This is a genomic window from Streptomyces cadmiisoli (assembly GCF_003261055.1).
Lineage (GTDB): Bacteria > Actinomycetota > Actinomycetes > Streptomycetales > Streptomycetaceae > Streptomyces > Streptomyces cadmiisoli.
In genome coordinates this window covers 9,071,355-9,091,093 of the sequence record NZ_CP030073.1, presented here as the reverse complement: position 1 = coordinate 9,091,093, position 19,739 = coordinate 9,071,355, and the positions used below count along the sequence as shown (strand labels likewise).

Here is a 19,739-nt window from a genome sequence, read left to right as displayed (position 1 = left end):
ACCGAGACAGGCCGGTCTCGCCTGCTCCCCTCCGACATCTGTCACTTGGGCATATCGGGACTGAGATCCCGGCCCACCCGGGTTCTCCTGTCCGCGCTCGGCATCGCGATCGGTATCGCGGCCATGATCGCCGTTGTGGGCATCACCACCTCGAGCAGGGCAAAGCTCGACAACGAGCTGGCGTCGCTGGGCACCAACCTGCTGAGCGTCCAGCCAGGCATGTCACTCACGGGCCAGGACACGACGTTGCCGGCCGGATCCACCGGCAAGGTGCGCCTGATCCCGGGGGTGACGAGCGCCGGAGCGGTCGCCACGCTGCCCGACGTCAAGGTGTACCGGAGCCGGCTCATCGACCCGGACAAGTCAGGTGGCATCGATGTGCAGGTCGCCGACCTCCACCTCCTCGGCCTCCTCGACGGCACACTGCGCCAGGGAACATGGCTCAACAGAGCGACCGCGAACTACCCCACCGTCGCACTCGGCAGCATCGCCGCAGACCGGCTCGGTATCGTGACTCCAGGAAGCCGCGTCTGGCTCGGCAGCACCGAGTTCACGGTCGTCGGGATACTCGATGCCCTGCCTCTCGCCCCGGAACTGGACACCTCCGCGTTCATCGGTGAGGCGATCGCGCTCGAGCGGTTCGGCTGGGACGGCAAACCGACCACCATCTTCGAACGTTCGGCCGACGAGGAGGTGGAAGCAGTACGCGACCTCCTGCCCCGCACAGTGAACCCGGAACATCCCGAGAATGTGAGTGTTTCGCGGCCCTCGGATGCGCTGGCGGCAAAGAACGCTGCAGACGTCGCGTTCACCGGGCTTCTGGTAGGGCTCGGCTTTGTCGCGCTGCTCGTCGGAGGCATCGGTGTCGCCAACACCATGGTCATCTCCGTACTGGAACGGCGAAAGGAGATCGGTCTGTCGCGTGCCCTCGGCGCCACCCGAGGGCACATCCGCACACAGTTCCTCGTTGAGGCCCTCCTGCTGTCCACGCTGGGCGGACTTGTCGGGACGGCCCTGGGGTTCGCAGTCATCGCCACGTTCGCCGTGACGAACGGCTGGCCCGTCTCGGTACCTCCCACCGTGTTCGTCGGTGGTATCGGCGTGACCATGCTGATCGGAGCAGTCGCCGGCCTCTACCCGGCTGTCCGGGCCTCGAAGACGCCGCCGACAGCCGCCCTGAACGGTTGATGAACCCAGCGCAGTACCGCGCTCACACCTGAGGGAGCGACCGGTGTATCGCGCAGTCGCCGGTGTCTCACGGGCCGACCAGTTCCGTCGCGACATCGGCTGCGCATCCCCAGCGACTGAGGAACCAGCGGTCTACGACCGGGACGGCGCCGCACAGTGCACGTCGACGGAGCTGGCGGACGGCGAGTGCGCGCTGACCGGCCCGGCTCCCAACCGGGCGCTGGTGCACACCCATGACGTCGGCGACGACGCAACGGGCCCCTACACCATCGCCTTCCACCGCACCGACGCCGCGAACGACTACCCGGTCCTGCCGGCCGGGAGCTTCACCGCCGACGACGGAAAGGCCACGCCGCGCACCGGGGACGGAGTCTTCTCGCGGTGCCTGAACATTCCGGCTGACGCGCACACGAAGGCGGAGGTCCTCCAGCTGGTCAACACCTCCGGCGGCGTGGCGGCGAAGTTCTCCGTGCTCGAGGAGGCGCTCGCGGTCCGTCGCGTCGGGTGAGCGTGTACGTCGCGGTCAGGTCCCGGCCGGTGAGCAGCACGGTGTGGGCCTGCCCCGGGTCAGCGCGCACAGCGTCCAGCCGTTGGTCGTGGCGAGGCGGTCGCAGACCTTCTTGCCGGCGGGCTGCGTGAAGTCCGCCGCGTCGAAGGTCGGCGGCCCGTCCCTGGCCGGTGTGTGCGGCGAACCCGGCACGCTGACCTGTCACCAGGTCACCGCCGCCGCCACCGACGTCCTGCACGAAGATCACCGTGAAGGTGATCGCGCTCCGCACCGGCCACAAGGACGGCTCGGCGGTGAGCAAGCCGACCGGCACGGTCAGAGCTGACATGTCGCGGTCGACCGAGAAGTGAGCGGAGGGGGCGGCCGGGTGGCTGCCGCCTCCGTCATGACTCGACCCGCCGGGCGTGCGGTCGATGCGCTTTCCCGGCCGGGCGGGCGGGCGGATCAGCGCAGTCCGGCGAAGAGATCGTTCTCGGGCAGGGCGGCGCCGGTGGCGTCCTGGACACGGACGAAGGTCTCCGTGCCCATCAACTCTTCGAAGTTCTCCTTGCCCATCCTGAGGAAGTGGATGTTCTCGCCCTGACTGGCGTGCGCGGCCAACGCGTCGAACTTCTGACCACTGAACGCGGTGGTGTCCACCCATGTGGTGATCTCGGAGTCGGGGAGGCCGATCTCGGCCATGGCGGCGGCCTCGGCAGGATCCAGCTCCGGCATGTCCTCAGGAGAATCGCCCATGATCTCGCCGAACCGCCGCACGATCGAGCGAGGCATCGTGGTCCAGTACACCTTCGGCGCCAGCGCGGTCATCTCCAGCGCCGCCATCGTGATGCGGTGGGCCTGGATGTGGTCGGGGTGCCCGTAGAAGCCGTTCTCGTCGTAGGTGACGACGACATCAGGTCGGTAGTGCCGCATGAGTTCCGCGAGTCGGGCCGCGCCTTCCCGCACGGGGGTCTGCCAGAAGGATCCGGGGGCGTCGTTGCTCGGCCAGCCCGTCATTCCGGAGTCGGCATAGTCCAGCATCTCCAGATCGCTGACCTTCAGGACGTCGCAGCTCGCCTTGAGTTCGTGCCGGCGCATCAAGGCGACCGCCGCCGGATCGTGTCCGGGATCGCCCGGTTTCACACCCCCTGGTCCGTCACCGCACCGGCCGTCGGTACACGTCACGAGAACCGTACGGATACCCTCCGCCGCGTACCGCGCGAGAACCCCTCCGGTTCCGGTGGCCTCGTCATCGGGGTGCGCGTGTACCGCCATGAGCGTCAAGGGCCGGCCAGTCATTGAAACAGTCCTCCTGCAGAAATACGTCTTGGTCCGGGTGCGCGGTGCGCGTACCCCGATCTTGGGGCGGCCGGTGTCGGCGGGGCGTGGGGCGAGGACCGCCGACCCGTGGCGAGGGGCAGGCGGACACCGCCATCGCGATCAGGCATCCGGCACCAGCGAGGCCGAGCGGCGCCGTCCGAGAACCGTGCGGAGACGCTTCGGGTCGAGCGCCATCGCAGACCGCCGTTATCCGTTCGAGCCGAGCATCAGAGCCGACCGCGGCACGCCCACATCAGTGCACGGAGGCCGCCTTCGTCGTGAATCCCACCGTACCGGAACCTTGACGAGTCAACCATCTCTGGGTGCTGTCGGCTCGACGGCGAAGGCGAGCCCCGCACAGGCGGCCCCGCACCGCTGACTACGACTGCGCCACCACCAAGGTGCAGCGCGCCTCGAACCTCACGGATCTCAGGTGCGCCCCCGGGTCCCGGGTGCCCACGGCATGGGGCTCAGGCGCAAGACTTCCCTGCCAAAGTATGAGCGGGGCCACCCTCGTCGCCGGAGCCGGACTGTTCGCGCTGCTCGAATGGGTCCGTCCGTCTCTGTGGCCTGTCACCACCACGAACGCCCGGAACACCACGCATCCGAACGCGCCGGACAGCGCGTGGCTGCTCGCGGACGGTCGGCTGTCCACGCACGGCCGACGCGTGCTCGACGTCACCGACTGCTAGGCCCGGACCGACTACGGAAAGTGCCTGGAGTCGCGCGGGATCACCGGCCACTGGGCCGAGTTCCACCCGGTCTCGCACCTGTGGCCGTTGCAGTGGACGGTGACGGGTCTGTGTCTGACGCTCGCTGCCGCGCTCGTCGCCGTGTCCGTGTGGCGGATGCGACGGCACTCCTACTGATCGGCGCGGCCGTGCCAGTCGGCAGCCCGTCCGGCCGCCGACGCCGCGGGATCCGGTGTCGAGGCGTGAGTGCGGTAGCCGTCGGACCCGCCCGCGTCCGCGATGCGGAACCGGGCGCCACGGTGTTGCCAGCCCGTGACGGTCCTGGCGGTCCTGGCGCCGGATCGCGGGCCGCGCCCACCTGACGCAGCAGTTCCCCGCCGGTCGATGACGAAAATATTTGCCGCGAACCGCTCTGGGAAAGAAGGGATTTAATTCCCTCATCTGGTCAATCGATCAGGGCCCGGCCTTGCTTGGACACTCGTCACCGTGATGTCCGCGGATACCCCTATGGCCGAGCAGTCATGTGACCCTGCCGTGCCCGTAGATCCAGTGAGGGAGGGCCCCGTACCAGTGGGTCCGCTCCCCCGGCCGGGCAGATGCACGGACCGCTGCGGGCGGCTTCTCTTGGCGCCCACGCCTCCAGCCGTTCCCGGACATTTCCGACGGAAGATTTCCCAACAGGAGATGATGGATGAGGCATAGACCGACTTTGCGGCGTCTCGGGAGACGCCTGGGCGCATTGACCATCGGTCTGACCGTCTTCGGGACCGTGGTGTCGCCCATGGCGACACACGCCGCGGAGCCTGACGGCAAGGCGCCGATCACCGACACCGCGCGCACGAAGAACGTGGTGGTGACCGCCGACGGCGACCTGAAGCGGATCGTCGCCGCGGCCGGCGGGAGCGTCACGGTGACGCTGATCACCGGTGACAAGGTGCAGGTCGGCATTGACGCCGACGGAAAGGTGGTCGCCCGCGACTTCACGAGTGCGGTGCGACCCGATGGATCCCCGGTCGAGTTCCAGACCCTCACCCGCAACGGCAAGGTGCACGTCGTTCCGGACGACGCTCTCGGGCTGGTCCACGAGGGGTTGCTCGACTGGGGGCTGTTCGACCTGGCCCAGTTGGTGTCGCTGGTCGCGGCGGGGCGGGTCGGCGAGGTGCCGGTGCTCGTCACGTACTCCGGGAAGGACACGGCGCGCAGGGCGCCGAAGGCTGCCGGGGCGAGCGCCGAGAGGCACCTGTCGAGCATCAACGGCCGCGCGTGGGAGATAGCCGGCAACGGCAGGTGGTGGCAGGGAGCGCGAGGCACATCTGCCGACAAGGGCGCCGGTGCCGCCGCCCGGTCCGCCGGTTCCCTGGCCGGGGTCAAGAAGGTATGGCTCGACTCCGTGGTCAAGGTCGACCTCGAAACGTCCGTCCCGCAGATCGGGGCGAAGTCCGCCTGGGATCGCGGGTACGACGGTACGGGTGTGTCCGTGGCGGTGCTGGACACCGGCATCGACCCGGACCACCCGGACGTGTCCGGGAACCTCATCGAACAGGTCGACTTCACCGGCGCCGCCCCCGGTGCCCGTGACGGGCATGGACACGGCACTCACGTGGCGGCCACGGTCCTGGGCAGCGGAGCAGCGTCCAAGGGGCTGCGCAAGGGTGTCGCGCCCGGCGCCAAGCTGCGGGTCGGCAAGGTGCTCGACGACGAAGGTTCCGGATACACATCGGACATCATCGCGGGCATGGAGTGGGCCGGCCGCTCGGGGGCCAAGGTCGTCAACATGAGCCTCGGTGGTGGTCCCACCGACGGGACCGATGTGTCGAGCCAGGCGCTCAACCAGATCAGCCGCTCCACCGGGACCCTGTTCGTGGTCGCGGCAGGCAACAGGGGTCCGTTCAGCGAGACGGTCGGATCCCCGGGTGCCGCCGACGAGGCGCTGACCGTGGCGGCGGTCGACAGGGAGGACGAGATGGCCTCCTTCTCCAGCCGCGGGCCGCGGTTCGGGGACGGGGCCTTCAAGCCGGACATCGCGGCTCCTGGTGTCGGCATCGTCGCCGCCCGAGCCGCCGGCACGGCCATGGGCACGGTGGTGGACGAGCACTACACCCGTGCCAGCGGGACCTCGATGGCCGCACCGCACGTGGCCGGCGCCGCCGCCCTCATCGCCCAACAGCGCCCGAACCTGACCGGCGACGAGATAAAGGCCGTGCTGATGAGCACCGCCACCGACGTGGGGCACGACGTCTTCGCCCAGGGCGCCGGCCGGGTGAACAGCGCCGCCGCACTCGACCCGATGATCACCGCGAAGCGGAACCTCGAGTACGGCCGCCATGTCTTCCCGCACTCGCCGCTGACGCAGAAGGTCAGCTACCGGAACCACACCGACGCCCCGGTCACGTTGAAGCTCACGGCGTCGATGTCCGTCGGCACCACGCCCGCTCCGGACGGCCTGGTCAGCCACGCGGGCGAAGTGGTCGTTCCCGCCAACGGGGCTGCCGACGTTCCGGTGACCATCGACGGCCGGGTACTGGGCACCGAGGGGCCCTTCGGCGCCTACCGGGGCCGGCTGGACGCCCACGACTCCTCGGGGGCGCTGCGGGGCAGCACACGCCTGGGCGCCTACCTGGAGCGCGAGAAGTTCCCGCTGACCGTGAACGTCATCCGGCCGCCGGGCGCCCTGCACCTCAACTTCGGTCCCACGACCTTCCTGCCGCTCGACGAGAACACTACGCAGGAAGGCCCGGAACGCGTCGACGAGCTGACTGCCCCAGTGAGCACCCGCTTGGTTCCCGGCACCTATTCGGTCAGCGCCAAAGTCGATTGGCATGACGAGGACGGCAACCGGCACGCCGCACTGCCCATCGCGGCGGAGGTGAGTCTCACCAAGGCGACCACGATCACGTTCGACCTGCGCAAGCTCAAGCCGCTCACCGTCCAGACTCCGGAGTCGACCGAGAACTACGAGAGCCGGCATCTCGTCAAACGAACCTCCGCGACTGGCAAATGGGCCATCGAGACCTATGTCGGACGAAGCAACGCCTCCGGGAAGCTGTGGGCACTGCCGACCGCCAAGGTCCGCACCGGCACCCTCACTCACGAACTGCACAGCGTGCGCACGGCTCCCGTCGTCACCATGCGGGCCGTCGGGGGCGGATCCCCGTTCGGCCTGTCCCCGCGCTACCAGACCTCGGACGTCTCCGTCGGCGGCGGAACGCGTACCTGGCAGGAGAACGGGAAGGAGGTGACGGGCGAGGCCAGAGTCCTGATACCGCGACTGCCGGTCAAGGGCCATCTGCCGGTGGTGCACGCCGGCACCGGCACCGCCACCGAGATCGCCAAGGTCAACGCCCGCGGCAGGCTGGTACTGATGACACCGACCGACATCTGCGGCGCAGGCCAATGCACGTTCGAGAAGCTCAGGGACGAGCGGGTTGCAGCCGCCCACGCCGCCGGCGCCGTGGGGGTCCTGGTGGCCGCACCGGGCCTCCGCGACCTGGCCTATGGGAGCGCGGGGTACTTCGCGTGCACCGACGGGCTCAAGAGCTGTCCGGAGGTCAAGCCCTACGCGGCACTGCCGATCGTGCACCTGCCGTACAGTGAGGCCGAACGCCTGATCAAGCGCCTCGAGGCAGCCCCGTCGAAGGTTCAGATCATCCTCGGCGGCAGCGCTGAGCCGACCGTCTACGGCGCCCGATACTCCACCGACGGCCAGATCCCGTCGAACCTGACGTACCGGCTCAGGGAAGAAGACGTCGACCGGGTCGACCACTCCTTCCTCGCCGACCGACCCCAGCAGGTCACGCACCTCACCTGGGAGCAGCATGCCAAGTCCGGTGCGAGCGTGGTGCCGCTGCCGCTGCCGCGCACGGCCATGCAGCAGACCCTCACCACCTACTTCAAGCGGCAGGACGACGCCGTCCACCGGTTCGACTCCGTCTGGGCCGACCAGGTCCAGGACTCTCTCCTGGTATGGGCCGGCCGCGAGCGACAGGACACCGTCCTCGGCAGCAGGAACGAGCTGCGCTGGAACGAGGGCCCGACCGTGCCGGGGGCCGTGGCACCCGTGCGGACCAGGTCCGGCTTCGAGCTGCCGACCGGAACGCCGTGCGTGGGCTGCCGCCAGGGCAACACCTTCTACCCGGCCTTCGCCCTGACCAGCGGCGCGGGCGCACCCCAGACCATGTTCGGCGCCATCGCCCCGGTCAACCTCACCGATCCCTTCGTGACCCCGTCCTGCCCGCCGCCCGCCTGCGGTTTCAAGTTGTTCGACGAGCAGGGCGACGAACTCAGCTACAACGTCGAGTTCAGGCACCGCGGCGACCTTGGCGTCACGCCGGAACACGAGCCCTGGAGCCGGCGATGACGCACCGCACACCCAAGGAGATCAACGCGATGAACACACCCGTGCCGACGCCGCGGCACCGGAAGGGGGCCCTTGCGGCGTTCGCGACCGCGGCGGTGTTCGCTCTCTCCGGATGCGCCGCGTACCAGCTGCCGCCCGAACCGGCCCGGTACACGCTCGAGACGCAGACCAACGGGGTCAAGACCGTCTGGCAGTACACCTCCGCCCAGGTGACCAAGGATGTCGCCCCCGAGCAGCAGCCCTGCACCGGCGAGGTGATCGGCACCAACCACGAGCCCTGCCGCCCCGAGCCGCTGATCTTCCTGCGGTACGACCTCGACCTGGCTTTGGACAAGACCGCGAAGGCCGGGGACACGCACGAAATCACGATCACCGGCTACTACCAGCAAAGCCTCACCGCCCTGCCCAAGGTGACCACGCTGAAGGCCGAGGCCAGCTTCGACGGCGGCAAGACATGGCACTCCGCCGCCACCAGGGCCCAGGGCAGGAACACTTTCAGCACGAAGATCGAACACCCCAGGCGCGACCGGGCCGCCGACGGCGTCGCACTTCGTATCACCGCGAGCGACAGCGAAGGCAACACCGTGAAGCAGACCCTGCCCACGGCGTACAAACTGCGCTGAACCACGGCCGGATGCTGATCGCCCGGTAGTGCGAGGGCGGCGTACACCGACATCGCGTCGGCCTACGCCGCCCTCGTCCGTCTCATCGGCCCCGGGCCGGCGTCTGACGAGCACGGGCCGCTCGATGACGTGCCATCAGCGGCCGGGAAACCGCTCCGTGATCTCCTGGAGGACCCAGCCGTTTCCGTCCGGGTCCGCGAAGGTGGCAAAGGACGAGTAACTGGTGCCCTGCGGGTGTCGGCCCGCCAAGCGCTCCTGGCCCGGCAGGCGGTGGGTCACGTCTCCGTCCTCATGGCCGTGGAACAGTACCCCTCCCGCGTCGTGGAACACGTCGCTCACGTCGATACCCCGCTCCCTCAGCTCCCTCTGGGCCGCCTCGATATCGGAGACGATGAGGTACAGGCCCTGCACCGAGCCCGGGGCGGCAGCGGTCATTCCCTCACCGAACATGATCGAGCACCCGGAGCCCGGGGGCGTGAAGTGCACACCTCGGAAGTCGTCACTGGGGCCCGTGTCCAGGTCCAAGCGCCAGCCCAGGTCTTCGTAGAAGGCTTTGGCCCGGTCGGTGTCGGAGACGGGCAGCACAATGACTTCGAGCTTCAGGTCCATGGCGTTGAGTCCTCGCAGTGAGTGGTGGAACTGTCCGTACCGTGCGCGTCCCGGGCTCAAACCGACGGGGGTATCCGACGGTGGAACGGAGTGCGGGCGGGACACAGGGCGGATCTGCGACGGGCACGGGTGGCTGACTCGTGCTCGAAGCGAGCGCGCCTTCACTGCCTGGCGCTTCACCGGCCGAGCCGGCGCAGAGACGCCGCCCGCGCCCGCGACGACCCACCGCCCCATATATTTGATCCGTCAAGTAATGTAGGCGTGGTGGCGGCATGAACGCTCGGAGGCACACACCGCCCCCTGTCTTCCGGCCGCAAGGGAAGATCCGAACCGGAGAATGAGGATGCCGTGGGTAGCGTGATCGTTGTCGGAGGTGGCCCTTCCGGACTGTGGACGGCTGCTGAACTGCGACTGCGGGGAGTGGACGTCACCGTCATCGAACAGCTCCCCGAACGCTCTCCGCACAGCAAGGGATTCACCATCCACCCCCGCACCATGGAGGTCTGGGCGTCGCGTGGCATAGCGGACCGCTTCGTCCGGCAGGGCAAGCGGATCCCCAGCGGCCACTTCGGTCTCCTCGATCAGCGCATGGACTTCAGCAGGCTGGACACCCCCTTCCCGTACACCCTGATGCTGCCGCAGCCCAAGGTCGAGGAGTTGCTGGAGGAGTACGCGCTCCAGCTGGGTGCGGACATCCGCCGCGGGCACACCTTCACCGGGCTCACGGACAAGCCGCACTCGGTCCTCGCCCAGGTCCAGGGACCCGACGGCGGATACGCGCTCGAAGCCGACTACCTGGTCGGCTGCGACGGCACCCGCAGCGCGGTCCGTGAGAGCGCGGGTATCGGGCTCTCCGGAACCGACTCCACCTGGTACGGATGGCTGGCCGACGTCGCTCTCGACGAACCCCCGAACACGATCCCCTTCTCCCATGTCAACGCCAGAGGCACCTTGATGATCGTGCCGATGTCACCCGGCGTGTACCGCGTGGGCGGTCTCGACCTCGAGGACCGTAGCGCCGAATGGGCCGGCTACACGGTCGAGGAACTCCGCGCCAAGACGGCTGCCGTGGCCGGCACCGACTTCGGCCTGCGCGATCCGCAGTGGGTGTCGCGCACCGGCAACGGCGCGAAACTGGCGGACCACTACCGCTCGGGCCGTGTCCTGCTCGTCGGGGACGCCGCCCACCGGCACCTCCCGGCCGGCGGCGTGGGCCTGAACCTCGGACTGCAGGACGCGTGGAACCTAGGCTGGAAACTGGCCGCCACGCTGCGGGGCTGGGCGCCGGCAGGACTTCTGGACAGCTACGAACAGGAGCGCCGTCCCGTGGGCGCGGAACTCCTGGAGGCGACCGACGCCCAGAGCGTCCTGATGACGGCCTGGACACCCCAGGGCAGGAGCCTGCGTTCCTTCCTGGGCAACGCCATCGAGCGGCAGCCCGAATTCTCGAGGTACCTGGCCGAAGCTGTCTCGGCGCTGTCGGTGGCCTACCCGCCGGACTCCCCCGACGCCCATCCGCTCGTGGGCCGCAGGACACCTGACCTCCGACTCCGTGGGGGCACCAGCCTATTGACACAGCTGCGACCGGGCCGTCACGTCCTGCTCGATCTCACGGACGGGCTCGTGGTGAAGGCCACGGATGGTGCGGTGCCTGGCGAGCGGATGGTCACGCCGTACACCGGCGCGCTCACCGAGGACCGGGCGGACTGGAGCGGCGTACGCGCCGCGCTGGTGCGACCCGACGGCCATGTGGCCTGGGCCTGCGAGGAGACGGACGACCAGCGTCTGACGGCCGCGGCGAGCACGGCGCTCACCGTGGCGGGGGTGACCGGGCCGGAGCACACCGCGTAGTGCCGACCGCACCTTCACGGACGGGTGGCACGGCTGGAGGCGCGCCCCGACCGGCGGCCGCCCGCCGTCGGCCCGTCGGCCCGCGCCGCGGGGAACCCGTTGCGGTTGATTAGCGAACGACACGGGATCTAGAATGTTGACTGGTCAAGTAAATGGCTGAGGGCGAGAAATCGGGGGACGCCCCGGCCACCTGGCCGCATCACGCCGCCCGGACGGGCCGCCGCCCTCGTGCGAACCGTGGACCTCTGATGCCGCTTGCCGCGCCGCAGCGCCGTGGGTCCGGACAACCAAGGACGACAACAACATGAGCGAACACCGAACCGCCACCGAAACCGTGCCGGACAAGGAGAGTGGGGACCAGCCGAGCCACCTCCACATCGACGAGGCCCGGGTCACGAGCTACCTCGAGCGCATCGGTGCCGCGCGTCCCGGCCGGCCGGACGCGGCGCATCTGCGTGACCTGCAGTTCAGGCACGTGCGTACCGTGCCGTTCGAGAACCTGGGCATCCATGCCGGGGAGCAGATCGCACTCGATGCCCGATCGCTCGTCGACAAGATCGCGCGGGAGCGGCGCGGCGGCATCTGCTACGAGTCGAACGGTGCCTTCGCCGCGCTGCTGACCACTCTGGGCTACCGGGTCAGCCTGCTGTCCGCGCGGGTCTTCCTGGGCGACGGGTTCGGCCCGCCCTTCGACCACCTCGCCCTACGCGTGGATGCGGAGGGCGAGCCCTATCTCGTGGACGTGGGGTTCGGGCGGCAGATCGAGTTCCCGCTCCGCCTGGACGACCGGGCGGAGCAGCGAGGACCCGGCGGTGTCTATCGCATCGAGGACGGACCCGACGGTGACCTGGACGTCTATCGAGACGGCGTGTTGCAGTACCGCGTCGAACTCCGCCCGCGGGCGCTCTCCGACTTCACGACAGCCTGCTGGTGGCACAGCAACGCTCCGCAGGCGCACTTCACCCAGAACCTGGTCTGCTCACTGCCCACCGAGAACGGCCGGGTCACGATCAGCGGACAGCGCCTGGTGATCACCGACGGCGGGCACAGCAGCGAGGTCGAACTGCCGCAGGAAACCGTCCTGGAAGCCTACCGGGACCACTTCGGCATCGTCCTGGACCGCATGCCGGAACTGCTGACGGCACGGCTGGCCGGAGTGTAAGAGCACCCGGCAGTAGGCGTTACTTCAGGCGTTTGGTAGTGGGGCGACCGTCCCATCGGTAGAGCGGGGTGGCGCGGCGGATGAGCATACGGAGCGTGACGATGGCGGCGGACAGGTAGAGGTAGAAGTCGACGACCCGGCTGCGTTTCTCGGTGCAGCGTCGCAGTTTGCCGAAGCCGTTCATCCACGCGTGACTGCGCTCGACCACCCATCTCTTGCCGGCCTGTATGGGAGCGGGCACGCCCTTGCGGGCGATCTCGCCGGTGAAGCCGAGTTCCGACAATGCGGCCCGGGTCTTGTGGCTGTCGTAGCCACGGTCCAAGTTGACATTGACCTGATCTGGCAGGCATCCGACCTGCTCCTTCGCGGCCTCCAAGGTGGGCACGAGCAGCGGTGAGTCGTGCCGGCTGGCCCCGGCTGAGACGATGCCGAGCGGGATGCCGCGGGCCTCGGTGGCCACCGAGCGCTTGAGGCCCTGCTTGCCCCGGTCCACTGGGGAGCGCCCGGCGGCCTCGCCACCGCAGGGAGCCTTCGTGATGCAGCCGTCCACGGACAACTCGCTCAACTCAAGGCCGATCATCCGGTCGTACGCCTCAAGCACCAGGGCGTGCAACTGCCCGGCTATTCCGAGTTGGGCCCAGTAGGCGACTCGTCGTCGGATGGTGCGGTCCGAGCATCCAGGAGTTGCGACACGCTCGTAGCCGGAGCCGTGCACCAGGGCGGCGATTACGTGGTCGAACACCACGCGGTCCGCGATGCGCGGGTTGTGGCAGCCCAGCGGGTGGCTGTCCACGTGCTCCGGTAACAGCGTCGCGAACTGGTCCCACAGGGGTTCGAGCAGGCATGATGGCAGGACAGGCACGGGCCCTCCGGTGATCACTGAGCGTAGAGAACTCCATGATCACCATGGCTCGTGCCTGCTCGACTTCCGGGGTCGCCTTCATCAACGAGACACGCCTACCGCCGGGCGCTCTAAGTGGCCCCGAAGTCGCCGAACTGAGACCGATTGCGCTCGCGCACACCCTCGGGTCCTGGCCGGGCAGGTCGATCGCATACGGGCCGAACCCGGTACGGTCGGCCAGGGCGCGGCAGGTGCCGGGGGCCTGGGGGCATCCGACACCCGCCGCGCCGCGGCCGGTCAGGGCCGCGGTGTGGTCACCGTGCGGTTCAGGCGCCGCGGTGCTGGTAGGCGCGGTCGACCGTCTGCGTGACGCTGTTCCCGGCCGCGTCGGTCGCGGTCACGCGCAGCGTCACGTACGCGTCGCCGTGGACACGCGAGGGCCGTGCGACGGTGGCGGTGAAGCCGCTGCCCTTGCGGGCCGTGGTGGCCCGGGTCCAGTTCCTGCCGTCGTCGTACGAGGCCTCGACTTTGAGCGAGACACCTGTCGGAGCCGGCATGCCGTCCTGCATGCGGACACCCAGACCGAGAGTGTGCTTGCGCTGCGAGCCCACCGCGTTGCGGACGTCGACCGGTACGTCGTAGTCGAGCTGGAGCATCGGCAGCAGCGCCTTGGCGGTGGTGGTGTCCGAGCGGAACGTCCACGAGGTGCGCGTGCCTGTGCCGAAGCGCCAGTTGTCGGAGACACGGCTGGTCGTCAGGTCGAGACGCTGACTTCACATCCGCCGCACTGCGGCCGACAACGGAGAGTGGGGAGCGTGCTGCCTTTCGGGCGGTGGGGGCGGCGTGCCGGGCGTCGCGACGGGGCGAACGTTTGCCTGCCGCGGCACTACTGATCTTTTCGTAAGTTCGGTGGGTGTGGTGGGTGGATGGTCAGGCCTGTGTGGGCGAGGAAGGACCACGGCAGTCGTGGGTTGTGGTTGACGCGGTGGATGCCTTGTTCGGTGGCGTCGGCGACATCGGCGAGGTGGTCGCCGGCGAGGTCTGGCGAGCTCACGCTTCTTGAGTGAGGACCACAGCAGTTCCACCGGGTTCAGCTCGGGAGCGTAGGCGGGCAATCGCTCCAAGGTCAGCCAGTCCTGCTCGGCCACCCAAGCCCGCATCGCCCGGCTCCAGTGAGCGGACAGGCCCTCCCAGACCAGCATGCTCGCCGCGGTAGAACGCCTTCATCTGTTCCAGGACCTCGATGAGGGCGGTGGTGTCGTAGCTGCCGGGTTTGAGGTGGAAGCACAGGCGGGCCCCGCGTTCGGGGTCGGTGGAGTGGTAGCCCAGAGCCCCTGCCATCGACGCGCGCTTCCAGTTCAGGCGGTATCGCAGAAGAGGGGTTCGACCTCGTGGTGCGTAGGTGCGGCGGATCCGGGGGGCAGCAGGGAGACACCTGATTCGTCGAGGAACACGATTCAGGCACGTGTGTTCACGGCCCCTTTTTGATGCGCGGCCACTCGTGCGCGATCCAACGGGCGATCTCCGACTCGTCCCGTTCGACCGCCCTCCGCTCGGGCCGCTGCAAACTCCATCCGAGCCAGCCGGTCAGCAGTCGCCACACCGACGCCCTCGACAGCGCCACTCCCGTCGCCCGCTCCACGACGGCGCCGACTCGTTCCAGGGTCCACAGGTCGGCCTCGAATCCATGAGCCTGAGCACCTCGCATCAACGCGGCCCGGACGGTCTCGACCTGGGCGTCGTCCAGCTTGGGTGGGCGACCGGTGGCCGCACGGCGCCGCAGGGCCGAAACGCCGCCCTCCTCCCACACCCGACGCCAACGCCGCACACTCTCGGCACACACACCCACCGCCCGTGCGATCTCCGCATTCGAGGCGCCCACCTCGAACAACCGACCGCACGCACACGACGTGCCTCCGCCAACTGAGGTCGCGACAAAGGAGGAAGAGGCGAGCCGGCAGCCGAAGCCGAGGGTTGATAAGCCACCCCGACAGCCTCCCAGCCGCAAGGCCACCACACCCACCAAACTTACAAAAAGATCAGTAGTGGGACTCGCCGAGCCAGCCCGGGTCCGAGGGGGCGTCGCAGCCGACGAAGGTGTTCAGGAATGCCTCGACGGCCCGCTCATCGGCGGCGGTCCCGGCCAGGTCGCCGAGGACGCCGGCGCCGAAGTGGCGCAGTTCGGCCTGCTCGCAGGTGTACGCGAAGGCCCCGAGGCGCTGCGCGTCCCGGGTCGCGGCGTAGCCAGCCAGCGCACTGTCGAGGCCCGTGGAGCCCGAGAGCCCGGCGTCGAGGGCGTCCGCGAGCACATAGGCATCGGCGAAGGCATCGGAGATGCCCTGCGCCGAGACGGGGTCCTTGTAGTGGCCGGCATCCCCGGCCAGGACCCACCCCGGGCCGTGGGCCTGCCTACGGGCGTTACGGACCGCCGCGGCCCGTGGCTGCGACACCAGGTCCGCGCCCGCCAGGGCCTGTTCGACCTCGGGCCCGTTCGTCGTAGTGCGGGTGTCCGCGAGCAGGCCAAAGTTTGCCCAACCATCGGCGTGGCATGGTCGGCCAGACGGTCCACCACAGCGGGACTTCACCGCCGGAGAGGGTGGCGCGGCGAGCGAAGAACCGGGCGTAGCGTTCGATCTTGGGTGCGACGATCGGCGCCTCGGTGCCGTCGTCGACTTCGACGAAGAGCAGGGGCACCAGGTCGTGGCCGGGTGAGTCGAACACATGTCGGCGTGCAGACTCCCGCAAGCCGGCGCGAAGAACGGCGTGCTCAGCACCCGCACAGACCGATACAAACGCGACCGCGCACTGGACACGCTCAACGCCTGGGGCCACGACACCCGCACCCTGGAAAACTCGAACGACACAGGAACCCGAGAACTCTACGCCCGCATGGCCGATCACGATCTTTGGTCGGCGAGCAACGGGACAGGCGACTGGCGCCGAAGACCCGCCGAAGTGGAAGGCGGCGACGGCGAGTCCTCGATGACGCACCTGGCGTCGGCGGTGCGGGGGCGGTGTTGTCCCGGACCGCGCGGGGGTGGTGGATCTTCGAATCAGACTCCACCGGCCTACGGCGCAAGGCCCACCCCATGCGTCTGGCACCGGAAGAGGTGCCCAGAAGAACCGGGCACCCCTTCCGCTTCACAGCGGTGTCTGTCCGTCAGGCGCAGATACCGCTGCACTTGCCCTCACGAGCCGAGCTCAAGCTCACGATGGCCACTCCGACCGGGCCGTCGCCAGCGTCGATGGTGTCGACCACCTCGTCAGTGTTGGTGTTGATCACCGAGATCGTGCCGGACGCGTAGTTGGTCACGTACACGCGGGCGCGGGACGGGTCCGCCGTTGCCCTGGCCGGTTCGTCGCCGACGGTGAGGGTGTCGACTACCGCATTCGTGTCGGTGTTGATACCTGTCACCGTGTTGCTTTCCGCGTTGACAACGTAGGTGCGGGCACGGGCCGGGTCCACCGCGACGCCCGTCGGACCGGTACCGACGGGAACGGTTGTGAGCACCGCATTCGTGTCGGTATTGATCACCGACACCGAATTGCCGGACTGGTTGATCGCGTAGGCGCGGTCGCGACCTGGGTCTACACCGACGTCGAACGGGCCGGCGCCGACGGGGACGGTCGTGAGCACCGCGTTCGTGTCGGTGTTGATCACCGACACGGTGTCGTCTTCTCTGTTGGCAACGTAGGCGCGGGCACGAGCCGGGTCCACCGCGACGCCCGTCGGACCGGTACCGACGGGAACGGTTGTGAGCACCGCATTCGTGTCGGTATTGATCACCGACACGGTGTCGTCGGCCGCGTTAGTCACGTAAGCGCGGGCGCGGCCCGGGTCTACCTCCACGTCAGTCGGGGCGTTGGCGACGGGGATGGTGGTGAGCACCGCGTTCGTAGTGGTGTTGATCACCGTCACCGTGCCGCTCTCGCGATTGACTACGTAGGCGCGGGCGCGACCCTGGTCTACGTCCACGTCGATCGGGGTCTCGCCAACGGGGATGGTGGTGAGCACCGCGTTCGTGTCGGTGTTGATCACCGTCACCGTGTCGGTGTCAAAGTTGGTCACATAGGCGCGGCTGACGGTTTGGGGAGGCTTGGGGTTGGCTACTGCCCCCTGCGGGGCGATACCTGGCAGCAGCGCGGTGCATACCGCCACCAGGATGCCCACCAGCCATACTCGCGCGTGCCACAACGGCGCCGGTCTACCCCTCGTACACCTAGCTGGCGTGCACTCAAGACTGTCTTGGGTTACGGACATCGCATCTCCTGAACGGACTGTTGCGCAGGGGGCCGGTACAGCCCCCTCCAACAACCGGCCGTAGCAAGAGCATCCTCAACGTGGTGCCGCGCCGTCGCTAGACAGGCGTGGCGAACGGGTTGGCAACTGCACGGATCGGCCTCGTTTCGTCCTACCAGCGACGTATAGATCGTTTCGCCCGCCATGGGGCATGGCTAGAGCCGCGACGGATGTGGGGCGGCGTCATCAGGAGGCTGGCGCTGCCCGTCGGCGTCAGCACTCATCTGGCGGCCCGCCCACGACCCCGAGCAACGCGTCATCTGGAGGGAGCCTGCGGTCCTGTAGCCACCGCCCAGCTCATCTCGCGCACCACCGGGACCGCAGGTCGGCACCACTCCCACGATGGAGGCCTCACCATCGACGTACGTACGTGGTCCCGATCGGCGCGCCACACCTGCACCGCCCTCACGAAGTGAGCCTGAAGCTCTGCTGGCATCGACTGCCCGGTAGCGGTCGAAGTGACGGCTTCGGCAACCGTGCGCAACCTGACGCGCGCGTGCTGGAAGACGGCCACCGGGATGTCCCAGGCACCTTCCGGCGTGCAGCCGAAGTTCGCCATCACCATCCGCTGGCAGCGTACGCCGTCCGCTTCGATGATCTCTTCGGCACTCTGGCCCAGCGGCGTGGGTTTCGCCAGTACCTGGCCGGGCTGCTGCTGCCCCGGGACCGCAACAAGACGCTGACCTGCCTGGCCGGTGCCGAACCGGTGGCCGGTGCCCAGCACGCGACGGTGCAGTGTTCTTCCTGTTCGAGTCGGCTTGGAGCCAGGAAGCGGTCAATGCCCGTCGCCTCGAGTTGCTGCGGGCCGACCCAGCCACCGCCCCGCACCCGGAGGGGGTACTGGTGGTGGATGACCCCGGCGACCGCAAGGACAGGACGGCGACCGCGCACGTGGGCAAGCAGTGTCTCGGCTCGGTCGGGAAGATCGACCGTGGCGTGGTCACCGTGACCACCTGCTGGTCGGATAAGCGCGTCTACTACCCGGTGCATGCCCGTCCCTATACTCCGGCCCATCACTTCCCCCCGCGGTAAGAGCGAACCCGACTTCCGCACCAAACTGCAGATCGCGGCGGACCTGGCCGCTCAGGCCAAGGCGGCCGGGCTGGACTTCCGCGCGGTGGCCGCGGACTGCGCCTACGGCGACCCAGACAGCTTCCGCTCAGACCTGTACGCCGTCGGCCTGTCGTTCGTGATGGCCCTCAAGCCCCGGACGGCACCTGGGCCTATGGCCAGCTTCTGCACTGGTGCGCACAGTGGCCCGAGCGCCGGTTCGCGGTCGAAGGTACCGGCGGTCTCGGCCGGTCTCTCGCTCAGCAGCTGGCCGCTGCGGGCGAGGATGTCGTCGACGTGCCTTCCACCTTGTCGGCCAGGGCCCGTCTTCTGGCCACCGGCGGGGACCGGAAGACCGACCCCGCGGACGCTCTCCACGTAGCCCAAGTCGCGGTTTTCCGCACCGATCTGCGCAAGGTCACCGCGGAGGACCAGTCCACGATCCTGCGGCTGCTGACCGAGCGGCACGACGACCTGACCAGCGAGCGGACGCGGATCGTTAACCGTCTCCACGCGGTCCTTCGCGACCTGTTGCCCGGTGGTGCCCGCACCCGGCTTTCGGCAGAGAAGGCCGCGACTTTGATGAAGGGCATCCGGCCGGCCACTGCGACGGACCACTGCCTTGGGGACATCGCTCGTGATCTGCTGGCCGACCTGCGCAGGCTTGACCGGCAGGTCAAGGACAACGAGGCCCAGATGCGCGATGCTCTCGCTGCCGCACGAACCAGCCTGACCTCGCTGCCCGGGCTGGGCACGGTACTGGCTGCGAAGCTCCTGGGCCATGTCGGCGACATCAGCCGCTTCCCGACAGACCACCACTTCGCCAGCTACGTCGGCAGCGCGCCCTTGGACGCCTCCAGCGGCAAACGGGTACGCCATCGGCTCAACATCGGAGGCATCAGGGCTCTGAACAGCGCGCTTCACATCATCGCTGTCTGCCAGATCCGTAACGATGGGCGCGGCCGGGAGTAATACCTCCGCAAGATCGCCGAAGGAAGGTGAAGGTGCCGAGGGATGTTGCCGGCAGCGCCGCGCCAGGATCAGGGCCTCGGACGACTCCACCATGCACACGCGGAGAGCCGTGCCGCATCCGCTTGACCGCCCCAACCCGTCCTGCCGCGAACGCCAGGCGCGCAGCGATACGCGACAAGAACGCAGTGACGCCACAACGGTGAATGACTCGATGCCCAGGGACCGGCGCCAGAATTTCGACGCATTCACCGTGTTTGCTGAACCGTACTGAGCCACGACGTTGCTCG

The 19,739-nt window shown here is 68.7% G+C and carries 17 protein-coding genes and 1 pseudogene; 9 read left to right on the top strand and 9 right to left on the bottom strand.

Annotated features, from left to right (window positions below):
• The first annotated feature begins 45 nt into the window (after positions 1-45).
• Positions 46-1,188, top strand: coding sequence for an ABC transporter permease (locus DN051_RS39925; RefSeq protein WP_342781514.1), 1,143 nt, complete (start codon positions 46-48; stop codon positions 1,186-1,188).
• A 43-nt stretch (positions 1,189-1,231) separates the two neighbouring features.
• Entirely contained in the window at positions 1,232-1,696 is a 465-nt protein-coding gene (locus DN051_RS39920; protein WP_246040787.1) for a hypothetical protein, read from the top strand.
• Between the two features lie 15 nt (positions 1,697-1,711).
• Here DN051_RS39920 and DN051_RS45455 read toward each other — a convergent pair whose 3' ends face one another.
• Positions 1,712-1,888, bottom strand: a complete 177-nt coding sequence (locus tag DN051_RS45455; protein WP_162624704.1) for a hypothetical protein — start codon at positions 1,886-1,888, stop codon at positions 1,712-1,714.
• Between the two features lie 252 nt (positions 1,889-2,140).
• Positions 2,141-2,974: a PIG-L family deacetylase gene (locus tag DN051_RS39910; protein WP_112437609.1), complete on the bottom strand. Its 834-nt coding sequence runs from the start codon at positions 2,972-2,974 to the stop codon at positions 2,141-2,143.
• A gap of 518 nt (positions 2,975-3,492) precedes the next feature.
• Between DN051_RS39910 and DN051_RS39905 the strand changes: the two genes are divergently transcribed.
• The 3 genes from DN051_RS39905 to DN051_RS39895 all read left to right on the top strand — a co-directional run bounded on the left by DN051_RS39905 (position 3,493) and on the right by DN051_RS39895 (position 8,667).
• A complete protein-coding gene (locus DN051_RS39905; RefSeq protein WP_112437610.1) occupies positions 3,493-3,687 on the top strand; it encodes a hypothetical protein in 195 nt (64 codons plus the stop codon).
• Between the two features lie 781 nt (positions 3,688-4,468).
• A complete protein-coding gene (locus tag DN051_RS39900) occupies positions 4,469-8,044 on the top strand; it encodes a S8 family peptidase (protein ID WP_162624752.1) in 3,576 nt (1,191 codons plus the stop codon).
• Positions 8,041-8,667, top strand: a complete 627-nt coding sequence (locus DN051_RS39895) for a hypothetical protein (RefSeq protein ID WP_112437612.1) — start codon at positions 8,041-8,043, stop codon at positions 8,665-8,667. Before DN051_RS39900 ends, DN051_RS39895 begins: the two co-directional genes overlap by 4 nt.
• A 135-nt stretch (positions 8,668-8,802) precedes the next feature.
• Here DN051_RS39895 and DN051_RS39890 read toward each other — a convergent pair whose 3' ends face one another.
• The gene (locus DN051_RS39890; RefSeq protein WP_112437613.1) at positions 8,803-9,276 is read right to left on the bottom strand and encodes a VOC family protein; all 474 of its coding nucleotides are present in this window, start codon (positions 9,274-9,276) and stop codon (positions 8,803-8,805) included.
• Between the two features lie 348 nt (positions 9,277-9,624).
• Between DN051_RS39890 and DN051_RS39885 the strand changes: the two genes are divergently transcribed.
• Positions 9,625-11,127, top strand: a complete 1,503-nt coding sequence (locus tag DN051_RS39885) for an FAD-dependent monooxygenase (RefSeq protein ID WP_112437614.1) — start codon at positions 9,625-9,627, stop codon at positions 11,125-11,127.
• Positions 11,128-11,431: 304 nt separating this feature from the next.
• The gene (locus DN051_RS39880) at positions 11,432-12,289 is read left to right on the top strand and encodes an arylamine N-acetyltransferase family protein (protein WP_112437615.1); all 858 of its coding nucleotides are present in this window, start codon (positions 11,432-11,434) and stop codon (positions 12,287-12,289) included.
• A gap of 19 nt (positions 12,290-12,308) precedes the next feature.
• Here DN051_RS39880 and DN051_RS39875 read toward each other — a convergent pair whose 3' ends face one another.
• The 6 genes from DN051_RS39875 to DN051_RS39845 form a co-directional block, all read right to left on the bottom strand.
• Positions 12,309-13,151 carry an IS5 family transposase gene (locus DN051_RS39875; protein ID WP_112441901.1) on the bottom strand — a complete coding sequence of 281 codons (843 nt, stop codon included), beginning with the start codon at positions 13,149-13,151 and terminating at the stop codon, positions 12,309-12,311.
• Between the two features lie 305 nt (positions 13,152-13,456).
• Positions 13,457-13,786: a hypothetical protein gene (locus DN051_RS39870; RefSeq protein WP_246040786.1), complete on the bottom strand. Its 330-nt coding sequence runs from the start codon at positions 13,784-13,786 to the stop codon at positions 13,457-13,459.
• 117 nt (positions 13,787-13,903) lie between these two features.
• A complete protein-coding gene (locus DN051_RS46890) occupies positions 13,904-14,290 on the bottom strand; it encodes a transposase (RefSeq protein ID WP_246041182.1) in 387 nt (128 codons plus the stop codon).
• A 311-nt stretch (positions 14,291-14,601) separates the two neighbouring features.
• Positions 14,602-14,958, bottom strand: coding sequence for a winged helix-turn-helix domain-containing protein (locus DN051_RS45450; RefSeq protein ID WP_162625120.1), 357 nt, complete (start codon positions 14,956-14,958; stop codon positions 14,602-14,604).
• 211 nt (positions 14,959-15,169) lie between these two features.
• On the bottom strand, positions 15,170-15,580 hold the full coding sequence (locus DN051_RS39855) for an FAD-dependent oxidoreductase (protein ID WP_112441864.1): 411 nt from the start codon (positions 15,578-15,580) through the stop codon (positions 15,170-15,172).
• Between the two features lie 710 nt (positions 15,581-16,290).
• Positions 16,291-17,301 (bottom strand): YncE family protein, encoded by a 1,011-nt coding sequence (locus tag DN051_RS39845; protein WP_162625119.1) that lies wholly within the window; start codon positions 17,299-17,301, stop codon positions 16,291-16,293.
• 697 nt (positions 17,302-17,998) lie between these two features.
• On the opposite strand from DN051_RS39845, the pseudogene DN051_RS47975 reads away from it, so the two are divergent.
• Positions 17,999-18,663, top strand: a pseudogene (locus DN051_RS47975) (IS701 family transposase); the annotation flags it as partial.
• A gap of 3 nt (positions 18,664-18,666) precedes the next feature.
• Positions 18,667-19,452 carry a transposase gene (locus tag DN051_RS39835; RefSeq protein ID WP_246041181.1) on the top strand — a complete coding sequence of 262 codons (786 nt, stop codon included), beginning with the start codon at positions 18,667-18,669 and terminating at the stop codon, positions 19,450-19,452.
• Positions 19,453-19,739: the final 287 nt, after the last annotated feature.